Below are 12925 nucleotides of genomic sequence, written 5' to 3'. Positions count from 1 at the left end.
TGGGGCGGCACCTATGCCAGGAGGAGGAACATGCCGGTCAACGTATCAGCGTGGTCCGGGAGCCGACCACCGGGAAATCCCGCGCCCTGCCCGCTCCCGTCACTTCTCCGTCAGGCCCGCGACCAGTTCGTCCGCCGCTCCGTAAGGATCGAGTTCGCCCGCCACGATCCGCTCCGCCAGCGCACCCAACCGCCGGTCGCCGCGCAGATCGCCGATACGTTCGCGGAGGGTTGTGACGGCGATCGTCTCGACCTCGTGGGACGCGCGGGCGCGGCGGCGCTCGGCGAGGACGCCGTGCTCCTCCATCCACGCGCGGTGTTTCTCCAGGGCCTCCACCAGTTCGTCGATGCCCTCCGACCTCGACGCGACCGTCCTGACGATCGGGGGGCGCCAGTCGCCGGGGGATCTGGACGCGCCCAGGCTCAGCATGTGGTTCAGCTCGCGGGCGGTGGAGTGCGCGCCGTCCCGGTCCGCCTTGTTGACGACGTACACATCGCCGATCTCCAGGATTCCTGCCTTGGCCGCCTGGACGCCGTCGCCCATCCCGGGCGCGAGGAGCACCACGCTGGTGTCGGCCTGCGCGGCGATCTCCACCTCGGACTGGCCCACGCCGACCGTCTCGACCAGGATCACGTCGCAGCCCGCGGCGTCCAGGACGCGGATCGCCTGCGGGGCCGCCCACGCCAGACCGCCGAGGTGGCCCCGGGTCGCCATCGAACGGATGTAGACGCCCGGGTCCGACGCGTGGTCCGACATCCGCACCCGGTCGCCGAGCAGCGCGCCGCCGGAGAACGGCGACGACGGGTCGACGGCGAGTACGCCGACCCGCCTGCCCTGCCGCCGGTACGCCGTGACCAGCGCGGACGTCGACGTCGACTTGCCCACGCCCGGTGATCCCGTCAGGCCGACCACGTACGCGTTGCCCGCCAGCGGGGCCAGCGCGGCCATGACCTCGCGGAGTTGTCCGGACGCCCCCTCCACCAGGGAGATCAGCCTGGCCACGGCCCGCGGTCGGCCCTCCCTGGCCTGGGCCACCAGCGTGGGGACGTCCTCCATCACAACTCCGTTCCGATCACGGCCGCACGAGCCGTTCGAGCCGTACGGCCGGCCTCAGGACCACGTGGCCACCGGCCGCCCTGCTACGCCTTGGGTACCCGCACGATCAGCGCGTCACCCTGGCCGCCGCCCCCGCACAGGGCCGCCGCGCCGACGCCGCCGCCGCGCCGCTTCAGTTCCAGGGCCAGGTGCAGTACGAGCCGTGCGCCGGACATTCCGATCGGGTGGCCCAGGGCGATCGCACCGCCGTTGACGTTCACCCGATCCGTGGACACGCCCAGGTCCTTGATTGACTGGACCGCGACCGCCGCGAAGGCCTCGTTGATCTCGATCAGGTCAAGATCCTCGACGCCCAGGCCCTCCTTCTTGAGGGCGTGCAGGATGGCGTTGGAGGGCTGGGACTGGAGGGAGTTGTCCGGGCCCGCCACATTGCCGTGGGCGCCGATCTCCGCGATCCACTCCAGGCCGAGTTCCTCGGCCTTCGCCCTGCTCATCACGACCACGGCCGCCGCGCCGTCCGAGATCTGCGACGACGTGCCCGCGGTGATCGTGCCGTCCTTCGTGAACGCCGGGCGCAGCCTGCCCAGCGACTCCGCCGTCGTCTCCGCCCGGATGCCCTCGTCCTGGCTGAAAACGATCGGTTCGCCCTTGCGCTGCGGGATCTCGACCGGCGTGATCTCCGCCTCGAAGACGCCGTTCTTCTGGGCCGCCGCCGCGCGCTGGTGGGAGGCGGCGGCGATCTCGTCCTGCTCGGGGCGCAGGATGCCCAGACGCGTGTTGTGCTTCTCCGTCGACTCGCCCATGGCGATGTTCTCGAAGGCATCGGTGAGACCGTCGTACGCCATCGCGTCGAGCATCTCGATCGCGCCGTACTTGAAGCCCTCACGGGACTTGGGGAGCAGGTGGGGGGCGTTCGTCATCGATTCCTGGCCACCGGCCACGATCACGTCGAACTCGCCGGCGCGGATCAGCTGGTCCGCCAGCGCGATCGCGTCCAGGCCCGACAGACACACCTTGTTGATGGTCAGCGCCGGGACGTTCATCGGGATACCGGCCTTGACCGCGGCCTGGCGGGCCGGGATCTGGCCCGCACCGGCCTGGAGAACCTGGCCCATGATCACGTACTGCACCTGGTCGCCACCGATACCCGCACGGTCGAGGGCGGCCTTGATCGCGAAGCCGCCGAGGTCGGCCCCGGAGAAGGTCTTCAGCGAGCCCAGCAACCGTCCCATGGGCGTACGCGCGCCCGCGACGATCACCGAGGTAGTGCTGTTCGTTCCTGACATGAGGTGCGATCCCCTTTCAGCTGGGGAGCTGAGGAGTGTGTGAACGAGGGTTTACTTGAATGTACTGAGCGGTAGCCCCTGGCGTCACCGGGCCGTCGGTGTGACAGCGCGCACGTTGCGTAACCACCCCGGGAGCGCTGCACTGACTCCATGCTGACGCGAATCGACCACATCGGGATCGCCTGTTTCGACCTCGACACGACTGTCGAGTTCTACCGGGCCACGTACGGCTTCGAGGTGTACCACTCCGAGGTCAACGAGGAGCAGGGCGTACGCGAGGCCATGTTGAAGATCAACAACACGGACGACGGCGGCGCCTCCTACCTCCAGCTCCTGGAGCCGACCCGCGAGGACTCCGCCGTGGGCAAGTGGCTCGCCAAGAACGGGGAGGGCGTGCACCACATCGCTTTCGGTACGGCAGATGTGGACGGCGATGCCGCGGACGTCCGCAGCAAGGGCGTACGCGTTCTGTACGAGGAGCCACGACGCGGCTCCATGGGGTCGCGGATCACTTTTCTGCACCCGAAGGATTGCCACGGAGTACTGACAGAACTGGTCACTTCGGCGCCTGTTGAGTCACCTGAGCACTGACCCTCGTACATATGGGCCGGTAGGGTTGGGCACGGCCGCTCCCCTGTTGTCGGGAAGCGGCCCGGGTCCCGGTGTGTGGAGGTGCGGGATCCGAGAGCCGGGGTACAGGTTTCGGGGGCCGAGGGTGAGGGCGGGAGTCCGTGCTTCGCCGTTGATCTGACACCATTCCCCGGGGGCACCGTCCGGCGGATGGACGTGGCTCGTTCGGAGAAGGTTGCGACCAGGGGACGGATGGGACCGCGCAGTGCGGGGCTACGAACGCCAGGAGCGAGAGCCGGCGGCTGACGTCGACCACCTCTCTCGGTTCGAGGCCGAGATGGAGCGGCTGAAGACCGAGCGGGAAAAGGCGATTCAGCACGCCGAGGACCTCGGCTACCAGGTCGAGGTACTGCGCGCCAAGCTTCACGAGGCGCGCCGCACCCTCATGTCCCGGCCCGCCTATGACGGCGGAGACATCGGCTATCAGGCCGAGCAGTTGCTGCGGAACGCCCAGATCCAGGCGGACCAGCTGCGCCAGGACGCCGAGCGCGAGATGTCCCAGGCGCGCGCCCAGACGCAGCGCATCCTGCAGGAGCACGCCGAACAGGCGGCCCGCTTGCAGGCCGAGCTGCACCAGGAGGCGGTCACCCGTCGCCAGCAGCTCGACCAGGAGCTGGGCGAGCGGCGGCAGACCGTCGAGTCGCACGTCAACGAGAACGTGGCGTGGGCCGAGCAGCTGCGGGCCCGCAGCGAGTCCCAGGCGCGCCGGCTCGTCGACGAGTCCCGCGCCGAGGCCGAGCAGGCGCTGGCCGCCGCCCGTGCCGAGGCCGAGCGGGTCGCGAACGAGGCCAGGCAGCGGCTGCAGAACGAGGGCGAGGCCGCCCGCGCGGAGGCCGACCAGCTGCTGCGCCGGGCGCGTGCCGAGGCCGAGCGGCTCCTGAACAGCGCGTCGTCCGAGGCCCGCGAGGCATCCGACCACGCCGAGCAGCTGCGCAGCTCCACGGTGACCGAGTCGGACAGCGCCCGCCGTCAGGCCACCGAGCTGAGCCGCGCCGCCGAGCAGCGGATGCAGGAGGCCGAGGCCGCCCTTCGTGAGGCACGCGCCGAGGCCGAGAAGGTCCTCAGCGAGGCGAAGGAGACCGCGACCAAGACGATCGCCGGCGCCGAGTCGGCCAACGAGCAGCGCACCCGTACGGCGAAGGAGCAGGTCGCCCGGCTGGTCACCGAGGCCAGCCAGGAGGCCGAGGCCACCAAGGCGTCCGCCGAGGAGATCGTCGCCGACGCCCAGGCCAAGGCCGACAAGATCGTCGCGGACGCCGAGGAGACCGCCCGCAGCCTCACCGCCGAGGAGACCGCCTCCCAGCTCGCCAAGGCGGCCCGCACCGCCGAGGACGTCCTGAACAAGGCGTCCGAGGACGCGAAGGCGACCACCAGGGCGGCCACCGAGGAGGCCGAGCGCATCCGCGCCGAGGCCGAGGCCGAGGCGGACCGGCTGCGCGCCGAGGCGCACGACATCGCCACGGAGCTCAAGGGCACGGCGAAGGACGACACCAAGGAGTACCGCGCCAAGACCGTCGAGCTCCAGGAGGAGGCCCGGCGGCTGCGCGGCGAGGCCGAGCAGCTGCGCGCCGAAGCAGTCGCCGAGGGCGAGCGCATCCGCGCGGAGGCGCGCCGTGAGGCCGTCCAGCAGATCGAGGAGGCGGCCAGGACCGCCGAGGAGCTGCTCGCCAAGGCGAAGGCGGACGCGGACGAGACGCGCCAGACCGCCCAGTCGGACAGCGAGAAGGTCCGTACGGAGGCCATCGAGCGCGCGACGACGCTGCGCCGGCAGGCCGAGGAGACTCTGGAGCGCACCCGCAAGGAGGCCGAGCGGCACCGCGCGGAGGCCGTCGAGCAGGCCGAGGGCATCGCGGCGGACGCCGACCAGGCCGCGCGCGAGCTGCGCGAGGAGACCGAGCGGGCCATAGAGGTACGCCGCGACGAGGCCGCCGCCGAGCTCACCCGGCTGCACACCGAGGCCGAGGACCGGCTCACCGCCGCCGAGCAGGCGCTCACCGACGCCCGCGCGGAGGCCGACCGGAGCCGCCGCGAGGGATCCGAGGAGGCGGAGCGGCTTCGTTCGGAGGCCGCCGAGCGCATCCGCAGCCTCCAGGCGCAGGCCGACGCGGAGATCCAGCGGCTGCGCGACGAGGCGGCGGCGGACGCGTCCGCGTCCCGGGCGGAGGGCGAGGCCATCGCCGTACGCCTGCGGTCCGAGGCGGCGGCCGAGGCCGAGCGGCTGAAGACGGAGGCCCAGGACACCGCCGACCGGGTACGGGCCGAGGCGCAGGCCGCTGCCGAGCGACTGGCGACGGAGGCGTCGGAGACGCTGGCCGCCGCCCAGGAGGAGGCCACCCGGCGTCGGCGCGAGGCCGAGGAGACCCTCGGTTCCGCCCGCCAGGAGGCCGACCAGGAGCGCGAGCGGGCCCGCGAGCAGAGCGAGGAGCTGCTGGCGTCTGCGCGCAGGCGCGTGGAGGACGCCCAGGCCGAGGCCGTACGGCTGGTCGAGGAGGCGGACCGCCGGGCGAACGAGATGGTGTCGGCGGCCGAACAGCACGCCCAGCAGGTGCGGGAGTCGGTGTCCGGGCTGCACGAGCAGGCCCAGGAGGAGATCCAGGGGCTGCGCTCCGCCGCCGAGCACGTCGCCGACCGGATGCGCCGCGAGGCGTCCGAGGAGTCGGACCGGGTCCGGGCGGACGCCTACTCCGAGCGGGAGCGGGCCTCGGAGGACGCCGGCCGGGTACGGCGCGAGGCGTCGGAGGCCTCGGAGCACGCCAAGGCGCTCGCCGAGCGCACGGTGGGCGAGGCCATCGCCGAGGCGGAGCGGCTGCGCCAGGACGCCTCCGCGCACGCCCAGCGGGTGCGTACCGAGGCGTCGGACACCATCGCGGGCGCCGAGCAGGACGCGGCGCGCAGCCGTGCGGAGGCCCGCGAGGACGCGAACCGGATCCGTTCGGACGCGGCGACGCAGGCCGACACGCTGATCACCGAGGTGACGGTGGAGGCGGAGCGCCTCACCGAGGAGACGAACGCAGAGGCCGAGCGGGTCCGGGCCGAGTCCGTGGCCGCTGCCGAGCAGCTGCTCTCGGAGGCGACCGGGGAAGCGGAGCGGCTGCGGGCCGAGGCCGCCGACACGGTCGGTTCGGCTCAGCAGCACGCGGAGCGGATCCGTGCCGAGGCGCAGCGGGTCAGGGCCGAGGCGGCGGCGGAGGCCGACCGGCTGATGTCGACCGCTCGGGACGAGGCCGACAGCACGCTGGACGAGGCCCGCAAGGAGGCCAACAAGCGGCGCTCCGAGGCGGCCGAGCAGGTCGACACGCTCATCACGGAGACGGCCGCCGAGGCCGACAAGCTCCTGTCGGAGTCGCAGCAGGCAGCGCAGAAGATGACCGCGGAGGCGGAGGCGCAGGCCGACTCGATGGTGGGCGCGGCCCGCACCGAGGCCGACCGGCTGCTGTCCCGGGCGACGGCGCAGGGCAACTCCACGGTGGAGAAGGCCCGCACGAACGCGGACGAGCTGCTCGTCGGCGCGCGCCGGGACGCCACCGCCATAAGGGAGCGCGCGGAGGAGCTGCGCGACCGCATCACGGCCGAGATCGAAAGTCTGCACGAGCGGGCCCGCCGTGAGGCCGCCGAGACCATGAGGTCGACCGGCGACCGCTGCGACGCGCTGATCACGGCCGCCGAGGAGCAGCTCGTCAAGGCGGAGACGAAGGCCAAGGACCTGGTCTCGGAGGCCAGCTCCGAGGCGGGCAAGGTCCGCATCGCCGCCGTCAAGAAGGCCGAGGGGCTCCTGAAGGAGGCCGAGCAGAAGAAGGCCTCGCTGATCCGGGAGGCCGAGGAACTGCGGGCCGAGGCGATCCGCGAGGCGAAGGCCACGGTCGAGGAGGGCAAGCGCGAGCTCGAGATCCTGGTCCGGCGCCGCGAGGACATTCAGGCGGAGATCTCCCGTGTCCAGGACGTCCTGGAAGCGTTGGAGTCTTTTGAGGCCCCGTCGACGACCAAGGACGGCGGCGTCAAGGCGGGAGCTACCGTCGGCGTGACTCGTTCGGGTGGCAAGTCGTCAGAGGGCTAGCCTGGAGGGCGTGTTGCGTGCATTCTGTGGGGTTTTCTGGGGTCTTTGACCAATTCTTTGGCAAGCGGCACGCCGGTTAGCCACTCAAAAGGGGTCTGATTCTCCATATCAATCGGGCTTCTGCTCTATGACACGCCGCTTGGCCCCCTAGGATTCCACCTATCACCTCACCGGTCTCATTCGACAGGAACCCCATGAGCGACACTTCCCCCTACGGCTTCGAGCTTGTGCGGCGTGGGTACGACCGCGCTCAGGTGGACGAACGCATCTCGAAGCTCGTCTCCGACCGTGACAGCGCTCTGGCTCGTATCACTGCTCTGGAAAAGCGCATCGAGGAGCTCCATCTCGAAACGCAGAACGCCCAGGCCCAGGTCAGCGACGCAGAACCGTCGTACGCCGGTCTCGGCGCGCGTGTCGAGAAGATCCTCCGTCTCGCCGAGGAGGAAGCGAAGGACCTGCGCGAGGAGGCCCGTCGCGCGTCCGAGCAGCACCGTGAGCTCGCCGAGTCGGCGGCCCAGCAGGTGCGCAACGACGCAGAATCGTTCGCTGCGGACCGCAAGTCCAAGGCGGAGGACGAGGGCGTCCGGATCGTCGAGAAGGCCAAGAGCGACGCTTCCCAGCTGCGTCAGGAGGCGACGAAGGACGCACAGTCCAAGCGCGAGGAGGCGGACGCCCTCTTCGAGGAGACCCGCGCCAAGGCCGCTCAGGCCGCCGCGGACTTCGAGACGAACCTCGCCAAGCGCCGTGAGCAGTCGGAGCGCGACCTCGCGTCCCGTCAGGCCAAGGCCGAGAAGCGCCTCGCGGAGATCGAGCACCGCGCGGAGCAGCTCCGCCTGGAGGCCGAGAAGCTGCGCACGGACGCCGAGCGTCGCGCCCGTCAGACCGTCGAGACGGCCCAGCGCCAGGCCGAGGACATCGTGGCCGACGCGAACGCCAAGGCCGACCGGATCCGTTCGGAATCGGAGCGCGAGCTGGCGGCTCTCACCAACCGCCGCGACTCGATCAACGCCCAGCTGACGAACGTCCGCGAGATGCTCGCCACCCTGACGGGGGCCGCGGTCGCCGAGGCCACCGCCCCGGTCGCGGACGACGAGCCGATCACCCGCGGGGTCCCGGCCCAGCAGTCCCGGTAAGCACCAGGGACGGACGGTCGCGTAAACGGCTGTAGGTGCCCGTACCCCCTCGCACGAGGGGGTACGGGCACCTTTTTAGGGGCGCGGGGCTGTGACATTTGCGGCTCCGCCGCGTGGGCGCGACAAGCCACGACGGCGCCGCACTCGACACACAACGCCCACCCCCCCCGCCCGGCGAAGCCAACTGGCACCGCCCAACGCCCCGAACTAGCGTGGCCGCATGATCGAGCTAGAGGGGCTGACCAAGCGGTACGGCGAGAAAGTGGCGGTCAACCATCTGACCTTCAGCGTCAGACCGGGCATCGTGACCGGCTTCCTGGGCCCCAACGGCGCCGGCAAGTCCACCACCATGCGGATGATGCTCGGCCTCGACCGCCCCACCGCAGGTGACGTCCGGATCGACGGTCAGCACTACGACCGGCTCAAGGACCCCATCAAGTACATCGGCGCCCTCCTCGACGCCAAGGCCATGCACGGTGGCCGCAGCGCCTTCAACCACCTCCTGTGTCTCGCGCAGAGCAACGGCATCCCACGCGCGCGCGTGCACGAGGTGCTCGACGCCGTCGGGCTCACGGCGGTCGCCCGGAAGAAGGCGAAGGGGTTCTCGCTCGGCATGGGGCAGCGCCTCGGTATCGCGGGCGCGCTGCTCGGTGACCCACGGATCCTGATGTTCGACGAGCCGGTCAACGGCCTCGACCCCGAGGGCATCCACTGGATCCGCAACCTGATGAAATCGCTGGCCTCCCAGGGCCGTACGGTCTTCGTCTCCTCGCATCTCATGAGCGAGATGGCGCTGACCGCCGACCACCTGGTCGTCATCGGGCAGGGCCGGCTGCTCGCCGACACCTCCATGGCGGACTTCATCGAGCAGAACTCGCGTTCGTACGTCCGTATCCGGTCACCTCAGCGCGAACGGCTGCTCGATGTCCTGTACGCCGCCGGGATCACCGCGGTGCAAGCCGGCGGTGAGACGCTCGAGGTGGACGGCGGGAAGGCCGCGCAGATCGGTGAGCTGGCCGCGCAGCATCAGCTCGTGCTGCATGAGCTGAGCCCTCAGCAGGCATCGCTGGAGGAGGCGTTCATGCAGCTGACCGCCGAGTCGGTCGAGTACCACGCGCACTCCGACACACCGGCCCCGTTGTCCGGCCTTCCGGCCGGTCCCCCTCCCGAATCCCCGTCCGATTCCCCGTCGGGGGCCTGGGGCGACAACTGGCAGGAAGGACGGTCATGACGGCCGCTCAGGTCATCCGGTCCGAGTGGACCAAGATCCGGTCGGTGGCGTCCACGGTGTGGACGCTCGGTCTCGCGGCCGTGGTGACGGTCGCGCTCGGCGCGCTGATCTCGCTCCTCGTCAAGAACCAGTGGAGCGAGCTCGGCGAGAACGACCGGCTGTCCTTCGATCCGACGTACACGAGTTTCGCGGGGATGAGCCTCGGACAGCTCGCGATGATCGTGTTCGGGGTGCTCGTCGTGTCGAACGAGTACAGCACCGGCATGATCCGCACCTCGCTGGCCGCCGTACCGCAGCGCGGCACGTTCCTCGCGAGCAAGCTCGCGGTGGCGGCCGGGCTCGCCTTCGCGGTCGGGGTCGTCACCAGCTTCGCCGCCTTCTTCCTCGGGCAGGCGATGCTGGGCGGCCATTCGACGTCCATCAGTGATCCGGGCGTGCTGCGCGCGGTCATCGGCGGGGCGCTCTACATGACGCTCATCGCCCTGTTCTCCATGGGCGTGGCCACGATGCTGCGCAGCCCGATGCTGTCGCTCGGTGTGCTGATGCCGTTCTTCTTCCTGATCTCCAACATCCTGGGTGCCGTCTCGGCGACGAAGAAGTTCGCCCGCTATCTGCCCGACCAGGCCGGCAGCAAGATCATGCAGGTGGTCACCCCGGTCGACGACGACACTCCGTACGGTCCCTGGGGCGGCCTCGCGATCATGCTGGCGTGGGTTGCCGTGGCCCTGCTCGGCGGGTACGTGCTGCTGAAGAACCGGGACGCCTGAGCCGGTCCCCTCATGCCCCTTGCTCATGTCCCTTGCTCATGTCCGCCGCTCACATCCCTCCTCCCATCCGCTGTCCCGACCCCCTCACGCGGTCATGGACCCGACATTTTTGATGCCTGCTGGGGGGAACCGTCAGCGTCCGGATAAGCTCCTAACCCTTACGGGGGCGTGTGCCCTGCTGTCCTGAATTTTTCGGTGGGTGCGGAGCATGATCGAGGCAGTCGGCCTGACGAAGCGCTACGGCGACAAGACGGCCGTGTACAACCTTTCCTTCCAGGTGCGGCCGGGGGCCGTCACCGGTTTCCTCGGCCCCAACGGGTCGGGCAAGTCGACGACGATGAGGATGATCCTCGGCCTGGACCAGCCTTCCTCGGGCCAGGTGACGATCGGCGGCTTCCCCTACCGCAAGCTGCCCAACGCCCCCCGCCAGGTCGGTGCGCTGCTCGACGCCAAGGCGGTGCACGGCGGCCGGTCCGCCCGCAGCCACCTGCTGTGCCTGGCCCAGCTCTCGGGCATCCCGGCGCGGCGCGTGGACGAGGTGCTGGGGGTCGTCGGACTGCAGGACGTGGCCCGAAAGCGCTCCAAGGGGTTCTCGCTCGGTATGGGCCAGCGGCTCGGCATCGCCGCCGCGCTCCTCGGTGACCCCCAGGTGCTGCTCTTCGACGAGCCGGTCAACGGCCTCGACCCCGAGGGCATCCTCTGGGTGCGCAACCTGATGAAGGCGCTCGCGGCGGAGGGGCGGACCGTGTTCGTCTCCTCCCACCTGATGAGCGAGATGGCGCTGACCGCCGACCACCTCATCGTGATCGGGCGCGGACAGCTGCTGTCCGACATGAGCGTGAAGGACTTCATCTCCACCAACTCGGCCGACTTCGCGCGCGTACGCACGCCGGAGACCGAGCCGCAGCAGCGCGAGAAGCTGACGGCCGCGCTGACCGAGGCGGGCGGACAGGTGCTGCCCGAGCAGGACGGCGCGCTGCGCGTGATGGGCCTGCCGCTGCACCGCATCAGCGACCTCGCGCACTCCGCCGACGTACGCCTGTGGGAGCTGTCGCCGCACCAGGCGTCGCTGGAGGAGGCGTACATGCGGATGACGCAGGGCGCCGTCGACTACCGCTCGACCGTCGACCAGAAGGCCGGGCTCCAGCAGCCGCTGCCGCCGGGCGCGCAGCCGCCGGTGCAGATGCCGGTCCCGGGGCAGGGTCAGCCGGGCTGGTACGCCCCGCCGCCGCCCCAGCAGGGCGGCCAGGCGCCGTTCGGGAACCCCGGACAGTCCGGACAGCCCGCGGGGCCGTACGGCGCCCCTGGTGGCCCCGGCGCTACCGCCGGCGGCCACGTGAACCCGTACGCGCAGCCCGCCCCCGCCCCTCAGCAGGCGCCCGCCGCTCCGGCCGCCCCCGCCCTGACCAAGCCCGAGGACGCCCGATGAGCACGCCCCAGCAGCCCCCGACGCAGCAGCTGGCACCGCAGGCCGCGCCCAACTGGCCGGCGGCGCCCGGCACTTCGCACACCCTCTACACCTCGCCGATCCCGGTCACGCGCACACATCTCGGGCATGCCCTCGCCTCAGAGTGGACGAAGATCAAGTCGGTGCGCTCCACGTTGTGGACACTCGGGGTCTTCCTGCTCCTCGTCGTCGGCATCGGCATGCTGGTCGCCGCGCAGACGACCAACGAGGACTTCAGCGATGTGCCGTACACCATCCCGGCGTTCTTCGGGCTGGTGCTCGGGCAGATCTGCCTGATCACGCTGGGCGTGCTGGTCATCTCGTCGGAGTACGGCACGGGCATGATCCGTACGACGTTCACCGCCTCGCCGCAGCGCCACCGGGTGCTCGCCGCCAAGCTGATCATCTTCTTCGCGGTCGCGTTCGTCGTGTCCGCGTTCGCGATCGGTTTCGTCGGCCTGGTGACCGAGTCGATCCACAGCGGCGATGAGGGCAAGGCGTGGGGCGGCACTGTCGTCATCGGCGCGCTGTACGTGTCGCTGCTCGGTGTGCTCGCCCTCGCGGTCGGCTCGATGCTGCGTCATTCGGCGGGCGCGATCACCGCGATGCTGGGGCTCGTGCTGGTGCCGGCGATCCTGCCCGCGTTCCTGATGCTGTCCGACAGCATGCGGACGATCGGCGAGAAGATGATGGAGTACAACGCGCCCAACGCCCTTGCCAAGATCTTCGGGCTGGACAACGAGAACACGGCAGGCGGTGCTCAGCTCGGCCTGCTCGCCGGGGTGACCGTCGCGGCGATCGCCGGCGCCTTCGTGCTGCTGGACCGCCGGGACGTGTGATTCACCCGGACGCGTGAACTGCCCCGACTGCTGGGCATGTTCGGGAACCCGGGCGGAAACCCGGTCAGAACCTCGGTGCGTTACGGGACCGCTGCACCCGCGTGGTGCGGCGGTCCTTCGCGTTCCAGCACGCCTTGTGCCAGTGCCGCCGGTCGTCGACGCCCGCGTGCTCGGCCCACGCGACGACGTGCGGGACACCGGACGGGATCAGCTGGTCGCAGCCGGGGCAGCGGTACGTCTTGCCCTGGGCGCCTGCGCCCGCCACATGCCGGACGTTCCAGTTCTCGCCCTGCCAGCTCACCGAGGACTGGAAGCCGCCGTAGCGGCCGGTGTCGTCCTCGTCGGCGCTCCGGCCGAACGTGCCGCCGGGGTCTTGGGGTCGGTTGCGGCGCGGGGACACAGGACACCTCACGGAGCGGTTTAGGGGCACAAGTCCCCTCCAGCCTACGCGGCGCGATCCGGGGTAGAGGTAAGTGAGGGCC

General features: G+C 70.8%; 10 protein-coding genes. 7 read left to right on the top strand and 3 right to left on the bottom strand.

The window, feature by feature from the left end:
- Nucleotides 1-99: 99 nt before the first annotated feature.
- Both meaB and G3I56_RS14630 read right to left on the bottom strand, forming a co-directional pair.
- Nucleotides 100-1056 carry a methylmalonyl Co-A mutase-associated GTPase MeaB gene (gene meaB / locus G3I56_RS14635; protein WP_164409388.1) on the bottom strand — a complete coding sequence of 319 codons (957 nt, stop codon included), beginning with the start codon at nucleotides 1054-1056 and terminating at the stop codon, nucleotides 100-102.
- A gap of 83 nt (nucleotides 1057-1139) precedes the next feature.
- On the bottom strand, nucleotides 1140-2342 hold the full coding sequence (locus G3I56_RS14630; protein WP_164409387.1) for an acetyl-CoA C-acetyltransferase: 1203 nt from the start codon (nucleotides 2340-2342) through the stop codon (nucleotides 1140-1142).
- Nucleotides 2343-2492: 150 nt separating this feature from the next.
- On the opposite strand from G3I56_RS14630, the gene mce reads away from it, so the two are divergent.
- The 7 genes from mce to G3I56_RS14595 all read left to right on the top strand — a co-directional run bounded on the left by mce (nucleotide 2493) and on the right by G3I56_RS14595 (nucleotide 12443).
- A complete protein-coding gene (gene mce, locus G3I56_RS14625) occupies nucleotides 2493-2933 on the top strand; it encodes a methylmalonyl-CoA epimerase (RefSeq protein WP_164409386.1) in 441 nt (146 codons plus the stop codon).
- A 244-nt stretch (nucleotides 2934-3177) separates the two neighbouring features.
- Nucleotides 3178-7026 carry a polarized growth protein Scy gene (scy, locus tag G3I56_RS14620; protein ID WP_164409385.1) on the top strand — a complete coding sequence of 1283 codons (3849 nt, stop codon included), beginning with the start codon at nucleotides 3178-3180 and terminating at the stop codon, nucleotides 7024-7026.
- A 194-nt stretch (nucleotides 7027-7220) separates the two neighbouring features.
- Complete coding sequence (locus tag G3I56_RS14615) at nucleotides 7221-8159, top strand: cellulose-binding protein (RefSeq protein ID WP_164409384.1); 939 nt, start codon at nucleotides 7221-7223, stop codon at nucleotides 8157-8159.
- Between the two features lie 220 nt (nucleotides 8160-8379).
- On the top strand, nucleotides 8380-9390 hold the full coding sequence (locus tag G3I56_RS14610; RefSeq protein ID WP_164409383.1) for an ABC transporter ATP-binding protein: 1011 nt from the start codon (nucleotides 8380-8382) through the stop codon (nucleotides 9388-9390).
- Nucleotides 9387-10157 carry an ABC transporter permease gene (locus tag G3I56_RS14605; RefSeq protein ID WP_164409382.1) on the top strand — a complete coding sequence of 257 codons (771 nt, stop codon included), beginning with the start codon at nucleotides 9387-9389 and terminating at the stop codon, nucleotides 10155-10157. The genes G3I56_RS14610 and G3I56_RS14605 overlap by 4 nt, the downstream gene beginning before the upstream one ends.
- 208 nt (nucleotides 10158-10365) lie before the next feature.
- The gene (locus G3I56_RS14600) at nucleotides 10366-11586 is read left to right on the top strand and encodes an ABC transporter ATP-binding protein (protein WP_164409381.1); all 1221 of its coding nucleotides are present in this window, start codon (nucleotides 10366-10368) and stop codon (nucleotides 11584-11586) included.
- Nucleotides 11583-12443, top strand: coding sequence for an ABC transporter permease subunit (locus G3I56_RS14595; RefSeq protein WP_164409380.1), 861 nt, complete (start codon nucleotides 11583-11585; stop codon nucleotides 12441-12443). The genes G3I56_RS14600 and G3I56_RS14595 overlap by 4 nt, the downstream gene beginning before the upstream one ends.
- Nucleotides 12444-12507: 64 nt before the next feature.
- Here G3I56_RS14595 and G3I56_RS14590 read toward each other — a convergent pair whose 3' ends face one another.
- Nucleotides 12508-12843 carry an ATP/GTP-binding protein gene (locus tag G3I56_RS14590; protein ID WP_164409379.1) on the bottom strand — a complete coding sequence of 112 codons (336 nt, stop codon included), beginning with the start codon at nucleotides 12841-12843 and terminating at the stop codon, nucleotides 12508-12510.
- Nucleotides 12844-12925 lie beyond the last annotated feature (82 nt).

The sequence above is a fragment of the Streptomyces sp. SID12488 genome, assembly GCF_010548275.1.
GTDB lineage: Bacteria > Actinomycetota > Actinomycetes > Streptomycetales > Streptomycetaceae > Streptomyces.
Note: the sequence above shows the minus strand (reverse complement) of the source record. Positions and strands in the feature narration are given on the sequence as shown.